Source organism: Pseudomonas sp. dw_612, assembly GCF_018449725.1.
GTDB lineage: Bacteria > Pseudomonadota > Gammaproteobacteria > Pseudomonadales > Pseudomonadaceae > Aquipseudomonas.
The window spans coordinates 41,071-68,057 of record NZ_JAAVVC010000013.1; the positions used below are offsets into that span (position 1 = coordinate 41,071).

Below are 26,987 nucleotides of genomic sequence, written 5' to 3' on the forward strand. Positions count from 1 at the left end.
CGTTTTTAAGGCCTCTTGCATGTCCGATCCCCGTTATCAGGTCGACGTCAGCGTCGTCACTCGCTATCTGGCAGAACAATCGCAACCCGAGCACAACCGCTTTGCCTTCGCCTACACCATCACTGTGCACAACAATGGCGAGCTACCGGCCAAATTGTTGTCGCGGCACTGGGTGATCACCGACGGTGACGGGCATGTGGAAGAGGTTCGCGGTGCCGGCGTCGTGGGTTTGCAGCCGCTGATCCAGGCCGGTGAAATCCACACCTACAGCAGCGGCACGGTGATGACCACTCGGGTCGGCACCATGCAAGGCAGCTACGAAATGATCGCCGACGACGGCAAGCATTTCGATGCCGTAATCGCGCCATTCCGCCTGGCGGTGCCCGGAGCCCTGCACTGATGGCGACGTATGCCGTCGGCGACCTGCAAGGCTGCCTTGAGCCACTGCAATGCCTGCTCAAGCAAGTAGCCTTCGACCCTGCCCAGGACAAACTCTGGGTCGTGGGCGATCTGGTCAACCGCGGGCCGCAGTCGCTGGAAACCCTGCGCTTCCTCTATAGCCTCCGCGAATCGTTGGTGTGCGTGCTCGGCAACCACGATCTGCACTTGCTGGCGGCCGGGCATAACATCGAACGCCTGAAGAAAAACGACACCCTGCGCGAGATCCTCGAAGCGCCTGATCGTGCGGAACTGCTGGAGTGGCTGCGCCAGCAAAAACTCATGCACTACGACGAACAGCGCGATATCGCCCTGGTACATGCCGGCATCCCACCACAGTGGTCGCTGCGCAAAGCCTTGAAGTGCGCCGGCGAAGTCGAAGCCGCCCTGCGTGACGACAACCTGTTCCCGCCCTATCTGGATGGCATGTACGGCAACGAGCCGACCAAGTGGAACAGTGACCTCACCGGCGTGGATCGCCTGCGGGTGATCACCAACTATTTCACCCGCATGCGCTTCTGCACCAGCGACGGCAAGCTCGACTTAAAGGGCAAGGAAGGCGTCGACACCGCGCCACCGGGTTACGCGCCGTGGTTCAAGTACAAGGAGCGCAAGACCAAAGGCCTGAAGATCGTCTTTGGCCATTGGGCAGCCCTTGAAGGCAAATGCGACGAGCCGGGCATCTTCGCCCTCGACACCGGTTGCGTCTGGGGTGGTGCGATGACCCTGATGAACGTCGACACCCTTGAGCGCCTGAGCTGCAAATGCGATGAGCACGGCCGCGCCGCACCGTCAGTCGCCCCACTTATTCCCGAACAAACGTCAGCCAGCGCCCAGCGCTAGACTGCGCTTTCAGCCGAGCCAACAGGAGCCCGCCATGAGCGAATTCAAACGTATCCCCCCAGAACAGGCCCAGGCCCTGCGCGAACAAGGCGCAGTGGTGGTCGATGTTCGCGATCCGCAAACCTACGCCGCGCTGCACATCGCCGGCTCGAAGCATCTGGACAACGTTTCCATCTCGGATTTCATCCGCGCCGCCGACCTTGATGCACCGACGGTGGTGGTCTGCTATCACGGCAATTCCAGCCAGAGCGCGGCGGCGTACCTGATCAGTCAGGGCTTCTCCGACGTCTACAGCATGGACGGCGGTTTTGAGCTGTGGCGCACGACGTATCCCGCGGAAACGGCGCAAGGCACTTCCGAATAATTTTTTTGTAACGTGCAAGCCCCGGCCCCCGTGGGCTCGCGCGGTGGCAGACGAACGGTCTGCCACAACTAATTACGTATCTCGCCTTTACCTCCCGAATAAGCAACTATCCTTAAGCGCAGGCCATCCAAAACAGGGGAGAGCCGGTACACCGGCGCGCGGGTCATCGGGAGTAGCTTTCGGGGGAGTCAGCTCCGAAAGAGTTCTGGGGGGTAAACAGCAACTGCCTGTTCGGTTGCTGCCAGCATCGACTGAGTGATCCGGCGTCGGCTCCACGTATCGAGCGAGGTGACGTCATGAGTATCTTTAGCCACTTCCAACAACGCTTCGAGTCCACACGCCAGGAAGAACTCTCGCTGCAAGAGTACCTGGAGCTGTGTAAAAAGGACCGCAGCGCCTATGTTTCCGCCGCCGAGCGTCTGCTGCTGGCCATCGGAGAACCGGAGCTGCTCGACACCTCGGCCAACTCGAGACTGTCGCGAATCTTTTCCAACAAGGTGATCCGCCGCTATCCGGCCTTTGAAGACTTCCACGGGATGGAAGAATGCATCGACCAGATCGTGTCGTATTTCCGCCATGCAGCCCAGGGTCTGGAAGAGAAGAAACAAATTCTCTACCTACTCGGTCCCGTCGGCGGCGGTAAATCGTCCCTGGCCGAAAAGCTGAAACAGCTGATCGAGAAAGTGCCCTTCTACGCGATCAAGGGCTCCCCGGTTTTCGAATCGCCCCTGGGTCTGTTCAACGCCACTGAAGATGGCGCGATCCTCGAGGAAGACTTCGGCATTCCCCGGCGCTACGTCAACACCATCATGTCGCCCTGGGCGACCAAACGCCTGGCCGAATTCGGCGGCGACATCAGCCAGTTCCGGGTGGTGAAACTTTATCCGTCGATCCTCAACCAGATCGCCGTGGCCAAGACCGAACCTGGGGATGAGAACAACCAGGACATCTCGGCGCTGGTGGGCAAGGTCGATATCCGCAAACTGGAAGAATTCCCGCAAAACGACGCCGACGCCTACAGCTACTCGGGCGCACTGTGCCGGGCCAACCAGGGCCTGATGGAATTCGTCGAAATGTTCAAGGCACCGATCAAGGTGCTGCACCCATTGCTGACCGCCACCCAGGAAGGCAACTACAACAGTACCGAAGGTCTGGGCGCGATTCCGTTCACCGGGATTCTGCTGGCTCACTCCAACGAATCGGAGTGGCACACCTTCCGCAACAACAAGAACAACGAAGCGTTCATCGACCGGATCTACATCGTCAAAGTGCCGTACTGCCTGCGGGTCAGCGACGAAGTGAAGATCTACGACAAGCTGCTGTTCAACAGTTCGCTGGCCAAGGCCCATTGCGCGCCCGACACCCTGAAAATGCTCGCTCAGTTCACCGTGCTCTCGCGCCTTAAAGAGCCGGAAAACTCGAACATCTACTCCAAGATGCGCGTGTATGACGGCGAGAACCTCAAGGACACCGACCCGAAAGCCAAATCGATCCAGGAATACCGCGACAACGCCGGCGTGGATGAAGGCATGAACGGTCTGTCGACCCGGTTCGCGTTCAAGATTCTGTCGAAGGTCTTCAACTTCGATCCGCACGAAATCGCCGCCAACCCGGTGCATTTGCTCTACGTGCTGGAACAACAGATCGAACAGGAACAATTCCAGGCCGAAACCCGCGAGCGCTACCTGCGTTTCCTCAAGGAATACCTGGCGCCGCGTTATATCGAATTCATCGGCAAGGAGATTCAGACCGCTTATCTCGAGTCTTACAGCGAGTATGGCCAGAACATCTTCGATCGCTACGTGCTGTACGCCGACTTCTGGATCCAGGACCAGGAATACCGCGACCCGGAAACCGGCGAGATCCTCAACCGCGTGGCGCTGAACGAAGAACTGGAAAAAATCGAAAAACCGGCCGGCATCAGCAATCCGAAGGATTTCCGCAACGAAATCGTCAACTTCGTCCTGCGTGCCCGGGCCAACAACAACGGCAAGAACCCGACCTGGCTCAGCTACGAAAAACTGCGGGTGGTCATCGAGAAGAAAATGTTCTCCAACACCGAGGACCTGCTGCCGGTCATCAGCTTCAATGCCAAGGCCAGCAAAGAGGACCAGCAGAAGCACAACGACTTCGTCACAAGGATGGTCGAGCGCGGCTACACCGACAAACAGGTACGGCTTCTTTCCGAATGGTACCTACGGGTCCGGAAATCGCAGTGACGCAGCGGCAAGCTCCAAGCTGCAAGCGACAAGAACCAAGCGCGTAAGCCCTGATATCCGGGCAACTGCTTCTACTTGCAGCTTGCAGCTCACAACTTGAAGCTGCCCGGAGGGCCCTATGAGCTATGTGATCGACCGACGTCTCAATGGCAAGAACAAGAGCACGGTGAACCGCCAGCGGTTCCTGCGGCGTTACCGTGATCACATCAAAAAGGCCGTCGAAGAGGCGGTCAGCCGGCGTTCCATTACCGATATGGAACATGGCGAACAGATCAGCATTCCCGGCCGCGACATCGACGAGCCGGTGCTTCACCACGGTCGTGGCGGCAAGCAGACCGTCGTGCATCCCGGCAACAAGGAATTCACCAGCGGCGAGCACATTGCCCGGCCACCCGGAGGGGGCGGCGGCAGAGGTCCCGGCAAGGCCGGCAACTCTGGCGAAGGGATGGATGAGTTCGTCTTCCAGATCACCCAGGAGGAATTCCTCGAATTCATGTTCGAGGACTTAGAACTGCCGAACCTGGTTAAACGCAACCTGACCGGCACTGATACCTTCAAAACCGTTCGCGCAGGCATCAGTAACGAGGGCAACCCGTCGCGGATCAACATCATCCGTACCCTGCGTTCGGCCCATGCCCGCCGCATCGCTTTGTCAGGCAGCAGCCGGAAACGGTTGCGTGACGCCAAAGAGGAACTGGCTCGACTTAAACGGGAAGAACCGGACAACTTCGGCGATATCCAGGATATCGAAGCAGAAATCGAGAAACTCAGCGCGCGGATTCACCGGGTGCCATTCCTCGATACCTTCGACCTCAAATACAACTTGCTCATCAAGCAGCCTAACCCCAGCTCCAAAGCGGTGATGTTCTGCCTGATGGACGTCTCCGGCTCGATGACCCAGGCGACCAAGGACATCGCCAAGCGCTTTTTCATCCTGCTGTACCTGTTTCTCAAGCGTAACTACGACAAGATCGACGTCGTGTTCATTCGCCATCACACCAGCGCCCGGGAAGTGGACGAAGAAGAGTTCTTCTATTCGCGGGAAACCGGCGGCACCATCGTTTCCAGCGCGTTGAAACTGATGCAGGAGATCATGGCCGAGCGTTACCCAAGCAACGAGTGGAACATCTATGCCGCCCAGGCCTCCGACGGCGACAACTGGAACGACGACTCGCCGATCTGCCGCGACATTCTGATCAACCAGATCATGCCGTTTGTGCAGTACTACACTTACGTTGAAATCACCCCACGCGAACACCAGGCCCTGTGGTTCGAATACGAACGCATCGCCGAAGCCTTTTCTGACACTTTTGCCCAGCAGCAACTGGTCTCGGCCGGGGATATCTACCCGGTCTTCCGTGAACTCTTCCAGCGCAGGTTAGTGACATGACCGCCAAAGAGCAGAAGCGCCAACCCATTTCCACCGGCTCCGAATGGACATTCGAGCTGATCCAGGCCTATGACAAGGAAATCAGTCGCCTGGCGGCCCGTTATGCCCTGGATACGTACCCCAACCAGATCGAAGTGATCACCGCCGAGCAGATGATGGACGCCTACGCCTCCGTCGGCATGCCCCTGGGTTATCACCATTGGTCCTACGGCAAGCACTTCCTCAGCACCGAAAAATCCTACACCCGCGGCCAGATGGGCCTGGCCTACGAGATCGTCATCAACTCGGACCCGTGCATCGCCTACCTGATGGAAGAAAACACCATCTGCATGCAGGCGCTGGTTGTGGCTCATGCCTGCTATGGGCACAACAGTTTCTTCAAGGGCAATTACCTGTTCCGCACCTGGACCGACGCCAGTTCAATCATCGATTACCTGGTGTTCGCCAAACAGTACATCATGCAATGCGAGGAGCGCCACGGCATCGACGCGGTGGAAGACCTGCTCGACTCCTGCCACGCCCTAATGAATTACGGCGTTGACCGTTACAAACGTCCGTATCCGATTTCCGCTGAAGAAGAACGTCGTCGGCAGAAGGATCGTGAAGAGCATCTGCAGAAACAGATCAACGATTTGTGGCGCACCATTCCAAAAGGCGCGGACAAGTACAGCGACAAGGACAACGCTCGCTTCCCCGCCGAACCGCAGGAAAACATCCTGTACTTCATCGAAAAACACGCGCCGCTGCTGGAACCGTGGCAACGGGAAATCGTGCGGATCGTGCGCAAGATCGCCCAGTATTTCTATCCGCAACGCCAGACCCAGGTGATGAACGAGGGCTGGGCCACGTTCTGGCACTACACGCTGATGAACGACCTGTACGACGAAGGCCTGGTCACCGACGGTTTCATGATGGAGTTCCTGACGTCCCACACCAGCGTGGTCATGCAACCGGGCTTCGACAGCCCCTACTACAGCGGCATCAACCCCTACGCCCTGGGTTTTGCCATGTACCGGGACATCCGGCGCATGTGCGAACACCCGACCGAAGAGGATTACCGCTGGTTCCCGGAAATCGCCGGCACCGACTGGCTGTCGAGCATCAAGTTCGCCATGAGCAGCTTCAAGGATGAAAGTTTCATCCTGCAGTACCTGTCGCCCCAAGTGATCCGCGACTTGAAGCTGTTCAGCATTCTCGATGACGACCAGAAGGACGACCTGCTGGTCCCGGCCATTCACGATGAGCCCGGCTACCGGACCATCCGTGAAACTCTGGCCGCCCAGTACAACCTGGGCAATCGCGAACCCAACGTGCAGATCTACAGCATTGATCGGCGCGGCGACCGCTCACTGACCTTGCGTCACCAGCAGCACGACCGCAAACCCCTGGGCGAATCCACCGAGGAAGTGCTCAAACACCTGCATCGGCTGTGGGGCTTCGACATTCACCTGGAAACCCTGCAAGGCGACCAAGTGATGAAAGTCCATCACGTGCCACCCAGAAGCGAACATGCCGAGGGGGATTACGGTCGGCTCGACCTGGCTGTCATTCACCTTTGATTCTGTTTCTGCCTCCGGAAGTTCGACGCAACGGTTATTCTGTCGAGCTAACGGAGGTTTTTTATGCAGATTTATAAAGTTGGCGGCGCCGTACGCGATCGCCTGCTGGGCAAGCCTGTCACCGATATCGACTGGGTCGTGGTAGGCGCCACCACCGAAGAAATGCTCGCCAAGGGCTTTCGCCCGGTGGGCTCGGACTTTCCAGTGTTTCTTCACCCAAAAACCGGTGAGGAATACGCCCTCGCCCGGACCGAACGCAAAAGCGGACGTGGTTACGGCGGCTTCACGTTCCACGCCAGCCCCGAAGTCACCCTCGAAGAAGACCTGATTCGTCGCGACCTGACCATCAATGCAATGGCCGAGGACGATCAACAGAATTTGACCGACCCTTACCACGGGCAGCGCGATCTTGAAGCGCGCCTGCTTCGCCACGTTTCCCCCGCGTTCGCCGAAGATCCACTCCGGGTTCTGCGTGTTGCCCGCTTCGCTGCTCGCTATGCCGGGCTGGGTTTCACTGTCGCACCTGAGACGCTGAAGTTGATGCGTCAACTTAGCGATTCCGGCGAATTGGAGGCGTTGACGGCCGAACGTAGCTGGAAAGAAATCTCCCGCGCCCTGATGGAAGATCAGCCACAGGTATTCATCGAGGTACTGCGCGCCTGCGGTGCCCTCCAGGTGTTGATGCCGGAAGTTGACGCGCTGTTCGGCGTGCCGCAACCCGAGGCCCATCACCCGGAAATCGATACTGGCGTACACACCTTGAGCGTACTGGAACAAGCAGCGCTGCACACACAACCGCTGACCGTTCGCTGGGCGTGCCTGCTGCATGACTTGGGCAAAGGCCTGACCCCGAAAGAGGATTGGCCGCGGCACATCGCCCATGAGCACACGGGCCTGAAGCTGATCAAAGCGGTCAATGAGCGATTCAAGGCGCCGAAAGACTGTCAGGAACTGGCGTTGCTGGTGGGCCAATATCACACCCACGGGCATCGAGCCCTGGAGCTGAAGCCGTCGACATTGCTGGAGTTGCTGCAGAGTTTCGACGTGTACCGTCGGCCGCAGCGGTTTGAGGAATTTATTGCGGCGTGTGAGATGGATGCTCGCGGACGTAAAGGCCTGGAACAGCGAAGTTATCCACAAGCGGATTATTTGCGCGGGGCGGCTTCAGCGGCGCGAAGTGTTGCTGTGCAGCCGTTGCTGGAGAAGGGGTTCAAGGGGCCTGAGCTGGGTGAGGCGATCAAGCGTGAGCGGCTAAAGGCGTTGAAGGCCTACAAAGAGGCGGCGTCTGCCTGAGAAGCTTCGCGAGCAAGCCCGCACCCACATTGGATCTCTGGCGTTCGCACAATCCAATGTGGGAGCGGGCTTGCTCGCGAAGGCGCCATCCGCCTCACAACAAATCTGAAGGCGTCAACTGTTCCCCACGCCACTCGAACCCTACCGGCGCCAACACCTGATCAATCTGCGCCTCGCTCCACAAGGTCGCGAAGCTTTTGCCTACGCCCGGATGCACTCTTTCCGGCGCAATCAGCGACAACGGCCACAGCACAAAGGCATTTTTCAGGATCTCTGCCCGAGGCAGGATCAAACCGTCGAAGTTGCCCACCAGATCGCCGAACAACAACACATCGATATCCAGGGGCAGGCCCTTGCGCTCCGGCGCATAACGGCCGTTGTCCGCCTCGATGAATTTCAGTCGGCGATCCAGTTCCATCAGCGGCAGGTCAGTGAAGGCCGACACCACGAAATTGAAGAACGGGCCACTCTTGATCCCCACCGGCTGGCTTTCGAACACCGCCGAGCAGCGGATATCCACCAGAAAATCCGCGAGGGCGTCCAGGCCAGCCTGCAAATGGGCTTCGCGCTCGATATTGCTACCGAGCCCGAGGTACACCTGAGTCAGCGACATCCGCGCTCGATCTCCACGCCCACGCCACCCGTAGCGGCAGGAACCGCACCTGGCTTGGTCAGCTTGAGGCGCATCCAGGTGATCTTGAATTCGCTCATCAAGACTTCAACCAAACGCTCGGCAAAGGTCTCGACCAGTTGGAACTGTGCTTGCTCGGCAAACGCCTGGATACGCGACGAAACGCTCGCATAGTCGAGCGCCAGGGTCAGGTCATCGCCAGCCGCTGCCGGACGATTGTCCCAGGCGAAGCTCAGGTCCAGTCGCAGACACTGGCGGATGCCTCGCTCCCAGTCGTAGGCACCAATTACGGTGTCGACTTCCAGGCCCTCGATAAACACTCTGTCCAAGCACTTTTCTCCGCTGCACGACAAGGGCGCAATGCGCCGTTAGAATCAGGGCGTCCTCGCCCGGAATAGTTAGCATGTTTTGGTTATTGGCGACCCTCGCCTACCTGCTCGGCTCTCTGTCCTTCGCCATTTTGCTCAGCCGCCTGACCGGCAACCCGGATCCGCGAATGAGTGGCTCGGGCAATGCCGGCGCCACCAACATGTTGCGCCTGGCCGGCAAGAAACTCGCCGTCCTGACGTTACTCGGCGACCTGTGCAAAGGCTTGTTGCCCGTACTGATCGCCGCTGTTGCCGGCCTTTCGCTGCAAGAACAGGCCTGGATCGGCGTTTGTGCCGTCATCGGCCACCTGTTCCCGTTGTACTTCCGCTTTCGCGGCGGTAAAGGTGTCGCCACCGCCGCCGGCATGTTGCTGGGCCTCTACCCGCCAGCGGCCCTGCTGGCGGTCTGCGCCTGGCTGCTGACGTTCTACCTGACCCGCACCAGCTCACTGGCGGCGCTGATCGCCACACCGCTGACACTGCCACTGCTCGCCTGGCAAGAGCCGGCGGCACTGCTGCCGATGAGCGCACTCACGGCGCTGATCGTCTGGCGTCATCGCGGCAATCTACGCGACCTGTTTGCAGGGCGCGAACGGCATTTTTAAATACCGCACATGAGCGCCGCTCATCCCGCACATCCTCACAGCCCCGACAATTGCTCCATCGGCCAGCGCGCCTGCACGCTGATCGCCAGGCTTTCGTGCTGACCGGCCTGCAAACGCTGGCAACCGGCAAACGCAATCATCGCGCCGTTATCGGTGCAGAACTCGGGACGCGCATAAAACACGTCGCCCTGCATGTCGCCGAGCATTTTCTCCAGCGACGTACGCAGGGCCTTGTTGGCGCTGACGCCGCCAGCGATCACCAGACGCTTCATGCCGGCCGCTTTCAGGGCACGCTTGCACTTGATGGTCAAAGTCTCCACCACGGCCTGCTGGAACGCCAGCGAGATGTCGCAACGGGCTTGCTCGTTGTCGCCCCCGGCGCTGACGCATTGCTGCCAGGTATTGAGCGCGAAGGTTTTCAAACCGCTGAAGCTGAAGGCCAGGCCCGGACGGTCACACATCGGACGCGGAAAAGTGAAACGCCCTGCAACCCCTTGCTCCGCCAACCGTGCGATTTCCGGACCGCCCGGATAATTGAGGCCCATCATCTTCGCGGTCTTGTCGAACGCTTCACCGGCGGCATCGTCGAGGGTCTCGCCCAACAACGTGTATTGGCCAATCCCGTCAACCTGAACCAGCTGCGTATGACCGCCCGATACCAACAAAGCGACGAACGGGAATTCCGGCGGTTTTGCCTCCAGCATCGGCGCCAGCAAATGGCCTTCCATGTGGTGCACACCGAGGGCTGGAATACCCCAGGCAAAGGCCAGCGCCTGGGCACAGGAAGCGCCCACCAGCAGCGCTCCGACCAGGCCAGGACCCGCGGTATAAGCGATGGCGTCGATCTCGGTCGGCACGCAGCCGGCTTCAGCCAACACCTGACGAATCAAGGGCAGCATGCGTTTGACGTGATCACGGGAGGCCAGCTCCGGCACCACACCGCCATAGGCGCGGTGCAGGTCGATCTGGCTGAACAGCGCGTCGGCCAGCAGGCCGCGTTCACTGTCATATAATGCGACACCGGTTTCGTCGCAGGAGGTTTCTAATCCCAGTACTAGCATGGGTTTGCGCCTTGTTTAGGCTGAATTCGAAGGCGCGCATAATAGTCGCCATGGGATGCCCCGACTAGCGGTTTTCGATCAGAGGCTTTGCATTCCGGTCGATGAGGAGTTAACATCCGCAACCCTTAAAAACCGACGTCTTCAAGTGCTCTTTTGCCGCGAGGATGTTGACCCCGGTAATGAATGAAGGTAGCTCTGGATGCCAGCCGTCAAAGTAAAAGAGAACGAACCCTTCGACGTAGCTCTGCGTCGTTTCAAGCGCTCCTGCGAAAAAGCCGGTGTACTGGCTGAAGTTCGTAGCCGCGAATTTTACGAGAAGCCAACTTCTGAGCGTAAGCGCAAAGCAGCAGCCGCTGTTAAGCGTCACGCCAAGAAAGTACAGCGCGAACAGCGCCGCGCCGTTCGTCTGTACTAATACACAGACGTTCGTAGCAAGCTTCTGCCAAGCCCGGCCCTCAGCCGGGCTTATGGCATTTGCGTAAAACGCTTGATGCTTCACCGTCTACGCCGCAGATGCGACTCGGACAAACCTGCTTCACAGCGTCAGACCTGGCTCTTTTGCCAGCGGTGCACGTCTTTTCTGACGAGCCTTCCAAGGCTACTGACGAGCACACCCACTGATTCTTCTCACGACGATCAGCCCAAGGCACCTGCTTGCGTGCCCGCTTATTGAGCTATCCGGGGCCATCGATTGGCCGTAGCGGATTTTCAGCGCAACACTTTCAAATAGTCGAATACTGAATGGTACTAACGTCAGTGGATTTTCGGCAGATACACTTCCCGACAGCGATTACGCAGACGACACCGGTCGAGCCACATACGCGTGTGCCTCAAGCAACGACCCGCGCTCGTTCGCCGTTCGTTTTGGATCCGTTTCAGCGCAGATGACGAGAACGCCATGGCCGGGCTAATTCCCCAGAGCTTCATTGACGACCTTCTGAACCGTACCGACATCGTCGACGTGGTCAGCTCGCGCCTGCAAATGAAAAAAGCCGGCAAGAACTACACCGCCTGCTGCCCGTTCCACAAAGAGAAAACCCCATCCTTCAGCGTCAGCCCCGACAAACAGTTCTATTACTGCTTCGGCTGCGGCGCTGGCGGCAATGCCCTCGGCTTCATGATGGATCACGACAACCTGGATTTCGTCCAGGCTGTCGAAGAACTGGCCAAAGCCGCCGGCATGGAAATCCCCCGCGAAGAAAGCGGCCGTCCGCACAAACCGCGGCAGCCGACCGATTCGCCGCTGTACCCGCTGCTCACTGCCGCCGCCGACTTTTACCGACAGGCGCTGAAAAGCCATCCCTCGCGCAAAGCAGCCGTGGATTACTTGAAAGGTCGCGGCCTGACCGGCGAAATCGCCCGGGACTTCGGCCTCGGCTTCGCCCCGCCAGGCTGGGACAATCTGTTCAAGCACTTAAGCAGCGACACCCTGCAACAGAAAGCCATGGTCGATGCCGGCCTGCTGATCGAGAACGCCGAAACCGGCAAACGCTATGACCGCTTCCGCGATCGCGTGATGTTCCCGATCCGCGACAGCCGCGGGCGCATCATTGCCTTCGGCGGCCGCGTACTGGGCGACGACAAGCCGAAATACCTGAACTCACCGGAAACCCCGGTATTTCATAAAGGCCAGGAGCTCTACGGCCTTTATGAAGCACGCAAGAACAATCGCAACCTTGACGAGATCATCGTCGTCGAAGGTTATATGGACGTCATCGCCCTCGCCCAGCAAGGCCTGCGCAACGCCGTCGCGACCCTGGGCACCGCCACCAGCGAAGAGCACTTGAAGCGGTTATTCCGCGTCGTGCCCAACGTATTGTTCTGTTTCGACGGCGACCAGGCTGGCCGCAACGCCGCCTGGCGCGCACTCGAAGCGGCGCTGCCGTGCCTGCAAGACGGTCGACGCGCGCGCTTCTTGTTCCTGCCCGAGGGCGAAGACCCGGATACGCTGGTCCGCTCCGAGGGCACTGACGCGTTCCGCGCTCGGATCAACCAGCACGCGCAACCGCTGGCTGATTATTTCTTTGAGCAACTGACCGTCGAATCAGACCCGCGCTCGCTCGAAGGCAAGGCTCACATGGCCACCCTCGCTGCACCGCTGATCGATAAAGTGCCGGGCGCCAACCTGCGCATCCTGATGCGTCAACGACTGACCGAAATCACCGGCCTGACAGGTGAAGCCGTCAGTCAGCTGGTGCACAGCGCACCTCAGGACGCGCCGCCTGCCTACGATCCGGGCATGGATTACGACGCCATGCCGGATTACAGCGACTACCATCAGCCTCAAGCGCAAGACATGTATGCGCCGCAGCAGGAATGGACGCCAAAGAAACCCGGCGCCGGCGGCAAGAAGTGGGATAAGAAACCCTGGGACAAGAATGGCAAGCGTGGCGACCGCGATCAACCGAGCGCCCCACGCACACCGATTGCAGTGGAAGCCCCAACGTTGATCGCACTGCGCACGCTCATCCATCACCCGGATCTGGCCGGCAAGGTAGAAACCGCCGACCACTTCGCCAATGAGAGCAATACCTACGCTCAGTTGCTGGTCGCCCTGATCGGGGCCGTGCAAAAAAATCCTAAGCTAAACTCAATCCAGTTAATGGCCCGCTGGCACGGGACCGAACAGGGCAAATTGCTCAAGGCGTTGGCGGAAAAGGAGTGGCTGATTGACGGTGACAACCTTGAACAACAGTTTTTAGACACCATTACTAGGCTATCGGCAACGCAACACACGGATAGTCTGGAAGTACTAATCAGGAAAGCAAGGCAGCCAGGACTGACCGCGGAGGAAGCAAATCAGATCGCAAATCAGATGCGCGACCTATTAAAACGCAATATGGCTGTATCAACCCCGACCTCAACTGGCGCGTGAGGTCATAGCTCAGGTATAATCCTCGGCTTGTTTTTTGCCCGCCAAGACCTTCAGTGGATAGGGTGTTATGTCCGGAAAAGCGCAACAGCAGTCTCGTATCAAAGAGTTGATCACACTTGGTCGTGAGCAGGGTTACCTGACTTACGCGGAGGTCAACGACCACCTGCCGGAGGATATTTCAGATCCGGAACAGGTGGAAGACATCATCCGCATGATCAACGACATGGGGATCAACGTATTCGAGGTTGCGCCAGATAAGGATTCCCTTATGCTGGCCGACGCCGATACCGACGAAGCCGCGGCCGAAGAGGCAGCAGCAGCGTTGGCAGCGGTCGAGACCGACATTGGTCGCACCACCGACCCAGTGCGCATGTACATGCGTGAAATGGGTACGGTAGAGCTCCTCACTCGTGAAGGCGAAATTGAAATCGCCAAGCGTATTGAAGAGGGCATCCGCGAAGTGATGGGCGCAATTGCGCACTTCCCTGGCACGGTTGACCACATTCTGTCCGAATACACTCGCGTCACCACCGAAGGTGGCCGCCTGTCCGACGTCCTGAGCGGTTATATCGACCCGGACGACGGCATTGCGCCGCCTGCAGCCGAAGTACCGCCGCCTGTCGATCCGAAAGCCGTGAAAGCGGACGACGACACCGACGACGACGAAGCTGAAGCCAGCACCGACGACGAAGAAGAAGCCGAAAGCGGTCCGGATCCGGTCATCGCAGCACAGCGTTTTGGCGCTGTCTCCGATCAGATGGAAATCACCCGCAAGGCGCTGAAGAAGCACGGTCGTGGTAACAAGGCGGCAATTGCCGAACTGGTGCTGCTGGCTGAGCTGTTCATGCCGATTAAACTGGTGCCGAAGCAATTCGAAGGCCTGGTCGAGCGTGTTCGCAGTGCCCTCGATCGCCTGCGTCAGCAAGAGCGCGCGATCATGCAGCTCTGCGTTCGTGATGCGCGCATGCCGCGTGCCGATTTCCTGCGCCAGTTCCCGGGCAACGAAGTCGACGAAAGCTGGTCCGACGGCTTGGCCAAAGGCAAAGGCAAATACGCCGAAGCCATTGGTCGTCTGCAACCGGACATCATTCGTTGCCAGCAAAAGCTGATCGCGCTGCAAACCGAAACCGGTTTGACGATTGCCGAGATCAAGGACATCAACCGTCGCATGTCGATCGGTGAGGCCAAGGCCCGCCGCGCGAAGAAAGAGATGGTTGAAGCGAACTTGCGTCTGGTGATCTCCATCGCCAAGAAGTACACCAACCGTGGCCTGCAATTCCTCGATCTGATCCAGGAAGGCAACATCGGCTTGATGAAAGCGGTAGACAAGTTTGAATACCGCCGCGGCTACAAATTCTCGACTTATGCCACCTGGTGGATCCGTCAGGCGATCACTCGCTCGATCGCCGACCAGGCCCGCACCATCCGTATTCCGGTGCACATGATCGAGACGATCAACAAGCTCAACCGCATTTCCCGGCAGATGTTGCAGGAAATGGGTCGCGAACCGACCCCGGAAGAGCTGGGCGAACGCATGGAAATGCCTGAGGACAAGATCCGCAAGGTATTGAAGATCGCTAAAGAGCCGATCTCCATGGAAACCCCGATCGGTGATGACGAAGACTCCCATTTGGGTGACTTCATCGAAGACTCGACCATGCAGTCGCCAATCGATGTTGCTACCGTTGAGAGCCTTAAAGAAGCGACTCGCGAAGTTCTCTCCGGCCTCACTGCCCGTGAAGCCAAGGTTCTGCGCATGCGCTTCGGTATCGACATGAATACCGACCACACCCTCGAGGAGGTTGGTAAGCAGTTCGACGTGACCCGTGAACGGATTCGTCAGATCGAAGCCAAGGCGCTGCGCAAGCTGCGCCACCCGACGAGAAGCGAGCATTTGCGCTCCTTCCTCGACGAGTGATCACAAAACCCCCGGCCCAGGCCGGGGGTTTTGCTTTATGCAGATTAAATTCCCCGCATTACCCCCCCGCCGAATTGCCCGTCTACACTCGAAACATTCCCCCCGAGCCATAACGAGACCGTTATGCCCAGATTGCCGACCGTGCTTTTTTTGCTGTCGCTGATGACCTGGACCGCAACGGCTGGCGCGCTGACTCTGACCGACGAAGAACGTAGCTGGCTGGCGGCTCATCCGGACTTGCGTCTGGGCGTCGATGCGTCGTGGCCACCGTTTGAGTTTCGTGACGAACAGAACCGTTACCAAGGCCTGGCAGCGGACTATATCAACGTGATTCGCCAACGCCTGGACATCAAGCTCACCCCCATCGAGCCGGTCAGTTGGACGGTCGTTCTGGAACAGGTCAAACAGGGCAAGCTGGACTTGTTGCCGGGCATCATGTCGACACCGGAACGCCAGACGTACCTGTCGTTCACCCGCCCCTACCTGGATTTTCCGATCGTCATCCTCGCCCACGTCGGCGGTCCTCAGCCGCGCAAGATCGAGGACCTGTACGGCCTGAAAATCGCGGTTGTGGAAAACTATGCACCTCATGAACTGCTACGCACCCACCACCCGGACCTGAACCTGGTGGCGATGCCCAACGTCAGCTCGGCGTTGCAGGCGCTGGCCACCGACGAAGTGGACGCCGTGGTCGGTGATCTGGCCTCCAGCGTCTGGAGCCTGCGTCAGCTTAAGCTCGACGGGCTCTATGTCAGCGGCGAGACGCCCTATCGCTATCAATTGGCGATGGCGGTGCCGCAGAAAAACAAGATGCTCGTTGGCATCATCGATAAAGTCCTCGCGGACATGAGTTCGAGCGAAGTCAGCACCATTCAGGAGCATTGGGTCGGCAACGTCCTCGATCATCGGACTTTCTGGTCGGACTTGCTGGTTTACGGCTTGCCTGGCTTGCTATTGCTGATGACCGTGCTGGCGGTGGTGATCCGGATCAACCGCCGATTGAGCTCGGAAATTGCCCGACGCATCGATCTGGAACAGGAACTGCGCAGCAGTGAATACCACTATCGCGGATTGGTGGAGAGTCTGTCGGCCATTGCCTGGGAAGCGCGGATCAGCGATTTCACCTACAGCTACGTGTCGCCCCACGCCGAAGACCTGCTCGGCTATCCCCTGTCCCATTGGCTGATTCCAGGCTTCTGGCGCAACATCATTCACCCGGCAGACCTGACCCGCGCCCAGACCTTTTGCGATCACGAAGTGCTGGCCGGACGCGATCACAGTGTCGATTACCGGGTCATCACGGCCGATGGCCGCTGCCTGTGGGTGCGGGACATCGTCAGCCTGATCGAGCACGGCCATGAACCGGTGCTGCGCGGGCTGATGATCGACATCAGCGACGCCAAGCGCACCGAAGAGGCGCTGCGCCTGTCGGAACAGAAGTTCGCCTCGGTATTCCAGCAATGCCCGGACATCCTGGTGATTGCGCGGCTGTCCGATGGCTGCCTGCTGGAGGTCAACGAAGCGTTTGAAGAACAGATCGGGCTCAAAGCTGTGGACGTCATCGGACAGACCGCCACCGAGTTGAACATCTGGGGGATTCCGGGGGTCGGCCCAGGCTTGTTGCAGCGGCTACAGGCCGGCAGCATCCGCAACCTGGAAATGCCCTTTCGCCGCAACAACGGCCAAGTGTTTACCGGCCTGATTTCCGCCGAACCCTTCGATCTCGACACCACGCCCGCACTGGTCGTGGTGGTTCGGGACATCAGTCAGCTCAAGGAAACCCAACAACAACTGCAAACCTCCGAAGAAAAGTTCGCCAAGGCCTTCCACGCCTCGCCTGACGGCCTGCTGTTGTCCCGGCAGAGCGATGGCCTGCTGCTGGAGGTCAACGAGGGCTTCAGCCGCATTACAGGCTTTAACAGCGCGATGTCAGTAGATCGCTCGGCGCTGGACTTGGGTATCTGGGTCAACCTCAACGAACGCAAACAGATGCTCGACCTGCTGCACCGGGATGGCTTCGTCCGGGACTTCACCTGCCACATTCGCCGCAACGACGGGCAGATCCGCCTCTGCGAGGTGTCGAGTCGTCCGCTGCCGATCGGGGACGAAGACTGCATGCTGACCATCGCCCGGGACATCACCGAGCGGCACCTGATGCAGGAAAAACTGCAACAAGCCGCCACCGTGTTCGAAAGCACCGCCGAAGGTGTACTGATCACCGACACCCAACAGCACATCAGTGCAGTCAACCGCGCGTTTACCGAAATCACCGGTTACAGCGAGAGCGAAGCGTTGGGCCACACCCCTCGCCTGCTCGCCTCGGGCCTGCACGACAGCGCTTTCTATGCGGCCATGTGGCATCAGCTGACCGCTGAAGGACACTGGCAAGGCGAGATTTCCAACCGACGCAAAAACGGCGAGCTGTACCCGAGCTGGCTGACCATCAGCGCCGTGCGCAACCGGGACAAGTTCATCACCCACTTTGTCGCGGTGTTCGCGGACATCTCCAGCCTCAAGCACGCCCAGGCCAAGCTCGATTACCAAGCCCACCACGACCCGCTCACCGGCCTGCCCAACCGCACGCTGTTCGAAAGCCGACTGCTGACCGCGCTCAACAACCAGCAGGAAAACGGCGGCCAGGGCGCGGTGCTGTTCCTCGATCTGGACCGTTTCAAGCACATCAATGACAGCCTCGGCCACCCGGTCGGCGACCTGCTGCTGAAGGGCATTGCCGTGCGCCTGAAAGAGCAACTGCGGGACATCGACACCGTGGCGCGCCTGGGTGGCGACGAGTTCATCATCCTGCTGCCCGGCCTGCAGCAAGCCACCGATGCCGACCACATCGCCACCAAACTGCTCAACTGCTTTGCGGCGCCGTTCCAGGCTGGCGAACACGAATTCTTCATCAGCGCCAGCATCGGCTCCAGCCTGTATCCCAAGGACGGCTGCGACGTTGCTACGCTGGTCAAAAATGCCGACGCGGCGATGTACCGCTCCAAGGCCAAGGGCCGCAACCGGGTCGAAAGCTACACCCGCGACCTTACCGCCCAGGCCAGCGAGCGCGTGGCGCTGGAACACGAACTGCGGCGCGCCATCGAGCGCAATGAGTTGCACCTTTTCTATCAACCGAAGATCAGCCTCGATGACCATCGCCTGGTGGGCGCCGAAGCGCTTATTCGCTGGCGTCACCCGACGTTCGGCGATGTCCCACCGGAGCACTTCATTCCGCTGGCCGAAGAAAACGGCATGATCCTGCAGATCGGCGATTGGGTGCTCGAGACCGCCTGCCGGCAGATGTTCGAATGGAATCAACTCTACGAAAGCCTCGGCCCGCTGTCGGTCAACCTCGCCGGCGCGCAACTGCGCCAACCGAACTTGCTCGGCCGCATCGAACAGCTGCTCAAGGACAACCGCCTCAAGCCCGGTTTTCTGCAACTGGAAATTACCGAAAACTTCATCATGAGCCAGGCCGAAGAAGCGCTGGCGGTGCTGCACCAACTCAAACACCTCGGCGTACAACTGGCGATCGACGACTTCGGCACCGGCTATTCGTCCCTGAGCTATCTCAAACGCCTGCCGTTGGACATCCTCAAAATCGACCAGTCCTTCGTCCGCGGCCTGCCGGACGACCCCCACGACGCAGCGATTGTGCGAGCCATCATTGCCCTGGGCCGCAGCATGCAATTCACCATCATCGCCGAGGGCGTGGAAACCCAGGCCCAGCAAGAATTCCTCGCCGCCGAAGGCTGCGAACAGATACAGGGCTACATCGTCAGCCTGCCCTTACCACCCGAGGAATTCGCCGCGACGTTTCTTCGTATAGCCGTATCGGATTTTTCGGATAGCACAGCCGAGAAACCGTCGCTATAATCCGCGGCCTACTGAGGGCCTATAGCTCAGTTGGTTAGAGCAGAGGACTCATAATCCTTTGGTCCACGGTTCAAGTCCGTGTGGGCCCACCAAACTCAAAGCCGCGCTGATGCGCGGCTTTTTTCAGAGTTTAATGATTGACGTGAATACCATCTCTCATCAAATTCGAGCTGTCGAAGCGACTGACCGGATGAGATTGAGCGCTTCCCAGCGGCGAAAGCCGTAACCGCGCAAGGCGGTTCGTAAGTGGTGTCCGGATCTGCTTTACCGTATCGAAGAAGACGCCTATGGCGTCTTTTTTCGTTTGTGCCCCTAGCGTTTCGTAGAGCTCGGTTGCCGCACGTAGACCTTACCGCTCAACAGGATAAATCCGATCTTGCCCATCAGCCTCGGCGGCTGTTAAGTCTGGAGAATCGCCCGGCCTACTCATATCTGCACTGCTCTCTGCTTTCGGCAAGTCGTATAGAGCCAGGTAGACCGCCTAAGGATTTCCCTCCAACCGCTACGAGCGCTGTTGAGGATGTGTCTGTAACATGCTGCCCCATTCATGCATGCCGCCGGAGACGCCCCTTGCCCGACACCCGCCCACCCACTCTGGACGAAATTGACCGCCAACTGATCGCGGCCTTGCAAATCAACGCCCGCGAAAGCGTGGCCATGCTCGCGCGGCAGTTGGGCATTGCGCGCACCACGGTGACCTCGCGGTTGTCGCGACTGGAAAAGGCCAAGGTGATTACCGGTTACGGTGTGCGCCTCGGGCAGCGCGTGGTGGATGGTGGGTTGCAGGCGTATGTCGGGATCACGGTGCAGCCGCGCTCTGGCAAAGAGGTGTTGCGACGGCTGAGTGCGATGGCTCAGGTTCAGCAGTTGTGTGCGGTGAGTGGCGAATTTGATTATGTGGCGTGGTTGCGGACTGACTCGCCGGAGCAGCTGGATCAGTTGCTGGATCAGATTGGCAGCGTGGATGGCGTGGAGAAAACCACTACTTCGATCATCTTGAGCAGCAAGATTGACCGGGGACACCCGGTCTAGACACTGCCCATGTGGGAGCGGGCTTGCTCGCGAAGAGGATGCATCAGTCACCATTGCAGTTGGCTGACCCACCGCTTTCGCGAGCAAGCCCGCTCCCACAATGAGCAGTGTGTAGCAGTAGATCGTCATATCGATCAATAAACCGGCAAAACGACGACACATTGCGTCTTATTAACGTGTTCTACGCTCTCTAGAATGGCTGCCATCTTTTCCTATACTCAGACGCGCATCCCGCGTCGGGTCGCCAGCAAGGTCAGCCATGAACAAGAACAATCGCCATCCTGCAGACGGTAAGAAACCAATCACCATTTTTGGCCCGGACTTTCCTTTCGCCTTCGACGACTGGATCGAACACCCGGCTGGCCTCGGCAGCATTCCTGAGCACAACCACGGTGCCGAAGTGGCGATCGTCGGCGCGGGCATCGCCGGTTTGGTGGCGGCCTACGAGTTGATGAAGCTGGGCCTTAAACCCGTCGTCTACGAAGCCTCGAAGATGGGCGGTCGTCTGCGCTCCCAGGCATTCAACGGGACCGATGGCATCGTCGCCGAATTGGGCGGGATGCGCTTCCCGGTATCGTCTACCGCGTTCTATCACTACGTCGACAAACTCGGCCTGCAGACCAAGCCTTTTCCGAACCCGCTGACGCCCGCGTCGGGCAGCACGGTGATCGACATCGAAGGCAAAACCCATTACGCACAGAAACTGGCGGACCTTCCTGCACTGTTCCAGGAAGTGGCTGACGCCTGGGCGGATGCATTGGAAGCCGGTTCGCAATTCGCCGATATCCAACAAGCGATCCGTGACCGAGACGTGCCGCGCCTCAAAGAATTGTGGAACACCCTGGTTCCGCTGTGGGATGACCGCACTTTCTACGACTTCGTCGCGACGTCCAAAGCCTTCGCCAAACTCTCGTTCCATCACCGCGAAGTGTTCGGTCAGGTCGGCTTCGGCACCGGCGGCTGGGATTCGGACTTCCCGAACTCGATGCTGGAAATCTTCCGGGTGGTGATGACCAACTGCGACGATCACCAGCATCTGGTCGTCGGTGGCGTCGAACAAGTCCCGCAAGGCATCTGGCGCCATGTGCCAGAACGCTGCGTGCACTGGCCCGAAGGCACCAGTCTCAAGTCTTTGCACCGAGGCGCGCCGCGCTCCGGGGTTAAAAAAATCGCCCACGCCGCTGACGGCCGCTTTGCGGTCACCGACAACAACGGCGACACCCGCGAATACGCCGCCGTACTGACCACCTGCCAGAGCTGGTTGCTGACCACCCAGATCGAATGCGACGAAACCCTGTTCTCGCAAAAGATGTGGATGGCCCTCGACCGCACCCGTTACATGCAATCGTCGAAAACCTTTGTGATGGTCGACCGGCCGTTCTGGAAAGACAAAGATCCGGAAACCGGCCGCGACCTGATGAGCATGACCCTCACCGATCGCCTGACCCGTGGCACTTACCTGTTCGACAACGGTGACGACAAGCCAGGTGTGATTTGCCTGTCGTATTCGTGGATGAGCGACGCGTTGAAAATGCTGCCGCACCCGGTGGAAAAACGCGTGAAGCTGGCGCTGGATGCGTTGAAGAAAATCTACCCGAAAGTCGATATCGCCGCGCGGATCATTGGCGACCCGATCACCGTGTCCTGGGAAGCCGACCCGCATTTCCTCGGTGCCTTCAAAGGCGCCCTGCCCGGCCACTACCGCTACAACCAGCGCATGTACGCGCACTTCATGCAGGACGACATGCCCGCCGAACAACGCGGGATTTTCATCGCCGGCGACGACGTTTCATGGACGCCGGCCTGGGTTGAAGGCGCGGTACAGACCTCGCTCAATGCGGTTTGGGGCATCATGAAACACTTCGGCGGTGAAACTCACGACGAGAACCCGGGTCCAGGAGATGTGTTCAACGAGATCGGTCCGATCGCCCTGCCCGAGTAAGAGGAATCCGAAATGCGCGTAGCCCTTTACCAATGTCCACCGCTGCCCCTGGACGTCGCCGGCAATCTGCAGCGCCTGCATCAACTGGCGCTGGAGGCCAAAGGTGCGGACTTGCTGGTGGTGCCGGAGATGTTCCTGACCGGCTACAACATCGGCGTCGATGCAGTCAGCGTCCTCGCCGAGGTGCACAACGGTGAATCGGCGCAACAGATTGCGCGCATTGCCAAGACCACCGGGATAGCCATTCTGTATGGCTACCCCGAGCGCACCGAAGACGGCCAGATCTACAACTCGGTGCAGTTGATCGACGCGAATGGCGAACGCCTGTGCAACTACCGCAAGACTCATCTGTTCGGAGACCTTGATCACTCGATGTTCAGCGCTGGCGGCGATGATTTCCCGCTGGTTGAGCTCAATGGCTGGAAGCTTGGTTTCCTGATCTGCTACGACATGGAATTCCCGGAAAACGCCCGACGCCTGGCCCTGGCCGGCGCCGAGCTGATCCTGGTGCCGACCGCGAACATGATTCCTTTCGACTTTGTCGCCGACGTCACCGTCCGCGCCCGCGCTTTCGAAAACCAGTGTTATGTGGCTTACGCCAACTATTGCGGCCAGGAAGGCGATATCCAGTACTGTGGCCAAAGCAGCATCGCCGCGCCGGACGGCAGCCGCATCGCCCAGGCTGGCCTGGATGAAGCACTGATTGTCGGTGAGTTGGACCGGCAGTTAATGGTCGATTCCCGCGCGGCTAATCGCTACCTGCTTGATCGTCGGCCTGAGTTGTATGGCGCGCTGAACAAGCGCTGAGTCCCCGTTATCCGCTAGCATTAGCGCTTCTCTGTACTGGAAGTGCTCATGCCTGCGCTGAATCTCCCCCGCCCTCTCACCGAAACCCTGGCCAACGGCCTGCGGGTGACGCTGCGTCATGCCCCCGATTTGAAGCGCAATGCTGCGGCGTTGCGAGTGGCTGCCGGCAGTCATGACGTGCCTCTGGCGTGGCCCGGACTCGCGCATTTTCTTGAGCATCTGCTGTTTCTCGGCACCGAACGTTTTCCGTCCGGCCAAGGGCTGATGGCCTACGTCCAGCGTCATGGCGGGCAGGTGAATGCACGCACCAGCGAGCGCACCACCGACTTCTTTTTTGAGCTGCCGCCTCAGACCTTTGCCGGTGGACTGGAACGTCTGTCAGACATGCTCGCTCACCCGCGTATGAATCTGGACGATCAGTTGCGGGAACGGGAAGTGTTGCAGGCAGAGTTTGTAGCCTGGTCTCAGGATGCGACAGCTCAGCAACAACTCGCGTTGTTCGACGGGCTGTCCGAGGCGCACCCGCTAAGGGGATTCCACGCTGGCAATCGCGACAGCCTGCCGGTGCCACAGCCTGAATTTCAGCAAGCGTTGAAAGACTTTTATCAGCGGTTTTATCAGACCGGGCAGATGACCTTGAGCCTCGTGGGTCCGCAAACGATTGATGAACTCAGGACGATGGCTGAGGCGTTTTCCGCCGCTATCGCCATCGCTGAAAAAGTCCCTCAGGCCATGCCCACAGCTTTAATGGATTCTTCCCACTACAGTTATCAACAGGTCGGCAAACAGCGGCTGGATCTACTGTTCACGTTCGAAGCGCTACCCGAGTCTTCATCTGAAGCAATGGCGTTCCTGTGCCATTGGTTGAACGCCGCGAAACCCGGTGGTTTGTCGGATGAGCTGCAAAAACGCGGTTTGGCAGACAGCCTGAAAGCTGCGCCGCTGTATCAGTTCGCTGGGCAAGCCGTGCTGCACATCGAGTTCAAATTGTTCGCCAATGTGCCGCCAACAACCATTCGTGGACAACTGATGGATTGGCTCGGGTTCTTTGCCTCCCAGCAAAACTGGAGCGCATTACGCGAAGAGTACGCAGCCCTGCTGCAACGCCAGCAGCAAGTCAGCGGCGCTTTGCAGCGGGTTCAACGGGACAGTGAACAACGTGAAACCGCGCTATCCGAACAAGGCATCGCGGCCCTCAAGGAAATCCTGAAACAAATCGGCGCTGTGGATAACTTCAGCGGCCAATGGCAACTCCCGGCGCCCAATCCATTTTTGCGCTCAGAAGTACCCGTCGCCAATGCCGGACTGATCCGTGGCCAGACCAGCGCCCACCGTGGCCTGCGCACGTTTGCCCAGGATCGCTCGCGCGGTCGTCGTGAACGCTCGCCGATGCAATTCAGCACCGCGTTGCCGGGCAACACTGATGAAGGTGCCCTTTATCTGCGCTGGCGCCTGGACTCGACGCCGGATAGCCGCCTTCAGGCGAGTCTGGAAAACCACCTCCAGCCATTGCGCGAAGATGCTCGCCAGGCCGGTGTGGATTTTTCCTTCAGCGCAACAGGCAATGAATGGCTGCTGAAAATGACCGGCCTGCAAGAGCCGATGCCAGCCGTCCTCGAGCACGCGCTGACCGCTCTGACAAAACTTGATGCTGATTTCCCACAAGCAGAACCGACAAGCCCTGCGTTGATGCCGATTCGCCAGTTGCTCAAAGCGCTGCCAGAGCGCTGTCTCGAAAACTCCGCCGTTTCAGCCGACCTGCAACCACTCTGGTCGAGCGCCCGTTGGGATGGCCTGGCAATCGGCCTGTCCGCCCAGACACAAGCGGCCATGGGCGTTGCCTTGAGTCATATCCCCGGCGTTGCGGACAATCAACTGACACCACCGCCCTCGATCAACGCCCAGTATCTGTGGCACGCCGTCGACGCCGATTCCAGCGAACACGCACTGCTGCTGTTCTGTCCTACAGCCACCCAGGAAATCTCTGAAGACGCCGCATGGCGGCTGCTCGCACATCTCTTGCAGACACCGTTCTACCAGCGCCTGCGGGTCGAGCTTCAACTGGGTTATGCGGTGTTCAGCGGACCACGCCAGATAAACGGCCAGGCAGGTCTGCTGTTTGGTGTGCAATCACCGAACGTTGCCGCCGTGGATGTGCTGGAACACATCAAACGCTTCCTGAACGGACTGAGTGGGCTGATTCTAGGCGTCGATGAAACGACTTACCTGGCGCAACGCCAAGCCCTCGCCGATCAATTCGACACCCAAGCCCTGCCCAACATCCAAGCCGTCGAACTGCTCTGGCAGGCAAAGCTCGCAGGCCACTCGTCGGATTACCTGTCGCAACTCCCTGAAACCATTTTAAAGATTGACCGACAAGCACTGCTCGCCGCCGCGCAACGCCTGAACAACGCCGAAGGTGGCTGGCGCTGTCTGGCCAGCGATGCTTGCCTGGGGCCGCCGTGGCAAGCGGCAAAATGATCATTACCGACGCTGCAATTAGCTTTCTCAAAGTTTCACGGGCGACGGCTCTGTAATTTTGAGTAACATAGCCACCTAACTATCTGAACATCTCCGGCTGGAGGTGGACTATATGTATAGGTCTCAACCGTTTCATCCACCTGAAAGGAGCACTCTTATGTCCTGGTCCAAACCTGCTTACACCGACCTGCGTATCGGCTTTGAAGTCACCATGTACTTCGCAAGCCGCTAAGTTTGTCTTGCAGCACAGCGCCTCGGTCCGCCGGGGCGTTTTTATTTTCAGCGTTCAAAATGATGGAGCGACCATGTTTGTCCAGATTCTAGGTTCCGCCGCCGGCGGTGGTTTCCCGCAGTGGAATTGCAACTGCGTGAACTGCGCGGGCTTTCGCGACGGCAGCCTGAATGCCAAGGCGCGGACCCAATCGTCCATCGCGATTTCCGATGACGGCGTGAACTGGGTGCTGTGCAATGCTTCACCGGACATCCGCGCCCAGCTCCAGAATTTTACCCCGATGCAACCGGGCCGGGCCCTGCGGGATACCGGGATCAGCGCGATTATCCTGATGGACAGCCAGATCGACCACACCACCGGCCTGCTCAGCCTGCGCGAAGGTTGCCCGCATCAGGTCTGGTGCACCGACATGGTCCATGAAGACCTGAGCACCGGTTTTCCGCTGTTCACCATGCTGACCCACTGGAACGGCGGGCTGAACTGGAATCGCATCGAACTCGACCAGAACTTCACCGTCCCGGCCTGCCCGAACCTGCGCTTCACCCCGCTGCCCCTGCGTAGCGCCGCGCCGCCCTACTCCCCGCACCGCTTCGACCCGCACCCGGGCGACAACATCGGTCTGATCGTCGAAGACCTGAGCACCGGCGGAAAGCTGTTTTACGCACCGGGCTTGGGCAAGGTCGACGCGCCGCTGCTGGAGATCATGGCGGGTAGCGATTGCCTGCTGGTGGACGGCACGATGTGGGATGACGACGAAATGCAGCGCCGTGGCGTCGGCACCCGCACGGGTCGGGAAATGGGTCACCTGGCGCAGAACGGCCCCGGCGGCATGCTGGAAGTGCTGGAACAACTGCCCCAGCAGCGCAAAGTGCTTATCCACATCAACAACACCAACCCGATTCTTGATGAGAATTCGCCGGAGCGGGCGGAGTTGGATCGGCGTGGGGTTGAAGTGGCGTATGACGGCATGGGTATTGTGTTGTAGCCAATGGCCCCTTCGCGGGCAAGCCTTGCTCCTACAGGGGAGAGCGACAAACCTGTAGGAGCGAGGCTTGCCCG

21 protein-coding genes and 1 tRNA gene are annotated in these 26,987 nt (G+C 59.1%); 19 read left to right on the forward strand and 3 right to left on the reverse strand.

Annotation, left to right across the window (positions count from 1 at the left end):
• Positions 1-19 precede the first annotated feature (19 nt).
• From apaG to HB680_RS19780, 7 genes are all read left to right on the forward strand, one after another.
• The gene (apaG, locus tag HB680_RS19750; protein WP_213940212.1) at positions 20-400 is read left to right on the forward strand and encodes a Co2+/Mg2+ efflux protein ApaG; all 381 of its coding nucleotides are present in this window, start codon (positions 20-22) and stop codon (positions 398-400) included.
• Complete coding sequence (locus HB680_RS19755; protein ID WP_213940213.1) at positions 400-1,281, forward strand: symmetrical bis(5'-nucleosyl)-tetraphosphatase; 882 nt, start codon at positions 400-402, stop codon at positions 1,279-1,281. Before apaG ends, HB680_RS19755 begins: the two co-directional genes overlap by 1 nt.
• A 34-nt stretch (positions 1,282-1,315) precedes the next feature.
• Complete coding sequence (gene glpE / locus HB680_RS19760) at positions 1,316-1,645, forward strand: thiosulfate sulfurtransferase GlpE (RefSeq protein WP_054044142.1); 330 nt, start codon at positions 1,316-1,318, stop codon at positions 1,643-1,645.
• 296 nt (positions 1,646-1,941) lie between these two features.
• A complete protein-coding gene (locus tag HB680_RS19765) occupies positions 1,942-3,864 on the forward strand; it encodes a PrkA family serine protein kinase (protein WP_054044143.1) in 1,923 nt (640 codons plus the stop codon).
• A 118-nt stretch (positions 3,865-3,982) separates the two neighbouring features.
• Positions 3,983-5,254 (forward strand): YeaH/YhbH family protein, encoded by a 1,272-nt coding sequence (locus HB680_RS19770; protein ID WP_213940214.1) that lies wholly within the window; start codon positions 3,983-3,985, stop codon positions 5,252-5,254.
• Complete coding sequence (locus HB680_RS19775; protein WP_123513053.1) at positions 5,251-6,813, forward strand: SpoVR family protein; 1,563 nt, start codon at positions 5,251-5,253, stop codon at positions 6,811-6,813. The genes HB680_RS19770 and HB680_RS19775 overlap by 4 nt, the downstream gene beginning before the upstream one ends.
• Positions 6,814-6,876: 63 nt before the next feature.
• Positions 6,877-8,106, forward strand: a complete 1,230-nt coding sequence (locus HB680_RS19780; RefSeq protein WP_213940215.1) for a multifunctional CCA addition/repair protein — start codon at positions 6,877-6,879, stop codon at positions 8,104-8,106.
• Positions 8,107-8,200: 94 nt separating this feature from the next.
• On the opposite strand, the gene folK is transcribed toward HB680_RS19780, so the two are convergent.
• Both folK and folB read right to left on the reverse strand, forming a co-directional pair.
• Positions 8,201-8,719, reverse strand: a complete 519-nt coding sequence (folK, locus tag HB680_RS19785) for a 2-amino-4-hydroxy-6-hydroxymethyldihydropteridine diphosphokinase (RefSeq protein WP_213940216.1) — start codon at positions 8,717-8,719, stop codon at positions 8,201-8,203.
• A complete protein-coding gene (gene folB, locus HB680_RS19790) occupies positions 8,710-9,066 on the reverse strand; it encodes a dihydroneopterin aldolase (RefSeq protein WP_008051601.1) in 357 nt (118 codons plus the stop codon). The genes folK and folB overlap by 10 nt, the downstream gene beginning before the upstream one ends.
• Before the next feature lie 74 nt (positions 9,067-9,140).
• On the opposite strand from folB, the gene plsY reads away from it, so the two are divergent.
• Positions 9,141-9,710: a glycerol-3-phosphate 1-O-acyltransferase PlsY gene (gene plsY, locus HB680_RS19795; RefSeq protein ID WP_213940217.1), complete on the forward strand. Its 570-nt coding sequence runs from the start codon at positions 9,141-9,143 to the stop codon at positions 9,708-9,710.
• Positions 9,711-9,745: 35 nt separating this feature from the next.
• On the opposite strand, the gene tsaD is transcribed toward plsY, so the two are convergent.
• Entirely contained in the window at positions 9,746-10,771 is a 1,026-nt protein-coding gene (tsaD, locus tag HB680_RS19800) for a tRNA (adenosine(37)-N6)-threonylcarbamoyltransferase complex transferase subunit TsaD (protein ID WP_213940218.1), read from the reverse strand.
• Positions 10,772-10,970: 199 nt separating this feature from the next.
• Here tsaD and rpsU point away from each other — a divergent pair, with 199 nt between their 5' ends.
• From rpsU to pqqB, 11 genes are all read left to right on the forward strand, one after another.
• Complete coding sequence (rpsU, locus tag HB680_RS19805; RefSeq protein ID WP_002551877.1) at positions 10,971-11,186, forward strand: 30S ribosomal protein S21; 216 nt, start codon at positions 10,971-10,973, stop codon at positions 11,184-11,186.
• A 483-nt stretch (positions 11,187-11,669) separates the two neighbouring features.
• A complete protein-coding gene (gene dnaG, locus HB680_RS19810) occupies positions 11,670-13,646 on the forward strand; it encodes a DNA primase (protein WP_213940219.1) in 1,977 nt (658 codons plus the stop codon).
• Positions 13,647-13,713: 67 nt separating this feature from the next.
• Positions 13,714-15,564 carry an RNA polymerase sigma factor RpoD gene (gene rpoD, locus HB680_RS19815; protein ID WP_123410550.1) on the forward strand — a complete coding sequence of 617 codons (1,851 nt, stop codon included), beginning with the start codon at positions 13,714-13,716 and terminating at the stop codon, positions 15,562-15,564.
• A gap of 123 nt (positions 15,565-15,687) precedes the next feature.
• Positions 15,688-19,434 (forward strand): bifunctional diguanylate cyclase/phosphodiesterase, encoded by a 3,747-nt coding sequence (locus tag HB680_RS19820; protein WP_213940220.1) that lies wholly within the window; start codon positions 15,688-15,690, stop codon positions 19,432-19,434.
• Between the two features lie 15 nt (positions 19,435-19,449).
• Positions 19,450-19,526, forward strand: a tRNA-Ile gene (locus tag HB680_RS19825).
• Positions 19,527-20,004: 478 nt separating this feature from the next.
• The gene (locus HB680_RS19830; RefSeq protein WP_213940221.1) at positions 20,005-20,466 is read left to right on the forward strand and encodes an Lrp/AsnC family transcriptional regulator; all 462 of its coding nucleotides are present in this window, start codon (positions 20,005-20,007) and stop codon (positions 20,464-20,466) included.
• A gap of 259 nt (positions 20,467-20,725) precedes the next feature.
• Positions 20,726-22,408: an NAD(P)/FAD-dependent oxidoreductase gene (locus HB680_RS19835; protein WP_213940222.1), complete on the forward strand. Its 1,683-nt coding sequence runs from the start codon at positions 20,726-20,728 to the stop codon at positions 22,406-22,408.
• A 12-nt stretch (positions 22,409-22,420) separates the two neighbouring features.
• Complete coding sequence (locus tag HB680_RS19840) at positions 22,421-23,215, forward strand: carbon-nitrogen hydrolase family protein (RefSeq protein ID WP_213940223.1); 795 nt, start codon at positions 22,421-22,423, stop codon at positions 23,213-23,215.
• A 48-nt stretch (positions 23,216-23,263) separates the two neighbouring features.
• Positions 23,264-25,696: a pyrroloquinoline quinone biosynthesis protein PqqF gene (gene pqqF / locus HB680_RS19845; RefSeq protein ID WP_213940224.1), complete on the forward strand. Its 2,433-nt coding sequence runs from the start codon at positions 23,264-23,266 to the stop codon at positions 25,694-25,696.
• 157 nt (positions 25,697-25,853) lie between these two features.
• On the forward strand, positions 25,854-25,928 hold the full coding sequence (gene pqqA / locus HB680_RS19850) for a pyrroloquinoline quinone precursor peptide PqqA (RefSeq protein ID WP_009045898.1): 75 nt from the start codon (positions 25,854-25,856) through the stop codon (positions 25,926-25,928).
• 73 nt (positions 25,929-26,001) lie between these two features.
• Positions 26,002-26,913: a pyrroloquinoline quinone biosynthesis protein PqqB gene (gene pqqB, locus HB680_RS19855; RefSeq protein ID WP_213940225.1), complete on the forward strand. Its 912-nt coding sequence runs from the start codon at positions 26,002-26,004 to the stop codon at positions 26,911-26,913.
• Positions 26,914-26,987 lie beyond the last annotated feature (74 nt).

Coding starts and splice junctions, on each gene's coding strand:
- rpsU (WP_002551877.1), top strand. CDS start 10,971: ATGCCAGCCGTCAAAGTAAAAGAGAACGAACCCTTCGACGTAGCTCTG.
- folK (WP_213940216.1), bottom strand. CDS start 8,719: ATGTCGCTGACTCAGGTGTACCTCGGGCTCGGTAGCAATATCGAGCGC.
- glpE (WP_054044142.1), top strand. CDS start 1,316: ATGAGCGAATTCAAACGTATCCCCCCAGAACAGGCCCAGGCCCTGCGC.
- HB680_RS19770 (WP_213940214.1), top strand. CDS start 3,983: ATGAGCTATGTGATCGACCGACGTCTCAATGGCAAGAACAAGAGCACG.
- tsaD (WP_213940218.1), bottom strand. CDS start 10,771: ATGCTAGTACTGGGATTAGAAACCTCCTGCGACGAAACCGGTGTCGCA.
- rpoD (WP_123410550.1), top strand. CDS start 13,714: ATGTCCGGAAAAGCGCAACAGCAGTCTCGTATCAAAGAGTTGATCACA.
- dnaG (WP_213940219.1), top strand. CDS start 11,670: ATGGCCGGGCTAATTCCCCAGAGCTTCATTGACGACCTTCTGAACCGT.
- HB680_RS19780 (WP_213940215.1), top strand. CDS start 6,877: ATGCAGATTTATAAAGTTGGCGGCGCCGTACGCGATCGCCTGCTGGGC.
- HB680_RS19765 (WP_054044143.1), top strand. CDS start 1,942: ATGAGTATCTTTAGCCACTTCCAACAACGCTTCGAGTCCACACGCCAG.
- HB680_RS19820 (WP_213940220.1), top strand. CDS start 15,688: ATGCCCAGATTGCCGACCGTGCTTTTTTTGCTGTCGCTGATGACCTGG.
- apaG (WP_213940212.1), top strand. CDS start 20: ATGTCCGATCCCCGTTATCAGGTCGACGTCAGCGTCGTCACTCGCTAT.
- HB680_RS19840 (WP_213940223.1), top strand. CDS start 22,421: ATGCGCGTAGCCCTTTACCAATGTCCACCGCTGCCCCTGGACGTCGCC.
- pqqB (WP_213940225.1), top strand. CDS start 26,002: ATGTTTGTCCAGATTCTAGGTTCCGCCGCCGGCGGTGGTTTCCCGCAG.
- pqqF (WP_213940224.1), top strand. CDS start 23,264: ATGCCTGCGCTGAATCTCCCCCGCCCTCTCACCGAAACCCTGGCCAAC.
- HB680_RS19775 (WP_123513053.1), top strand. CDS start 5,251: ATGACCGCCAAAGAGCAGAAGCGCCAACCCATTTCCACCGGCTCCGAA.
- HB680_RS19755 (WP_213940213.1), top strand. CDS start 400: ATGGCGACGTATGCCGTCGGCGACCTGCAAGGCTGCCTTGAGCCACTG.
- plsY (WP_213940217.1), top strand. CDS start 9,141: ATGTTTTGGTTATTGGCGACCCTCGCCTACCTGCTCGGCTCTCTGTCC.
- HB680_RS19835 (WP_213940222.1), top strand. CDS start 20,726: ATGAACAAGAACAATCGCCATCCTGCAGACGGTAAGAAACCAATCACC.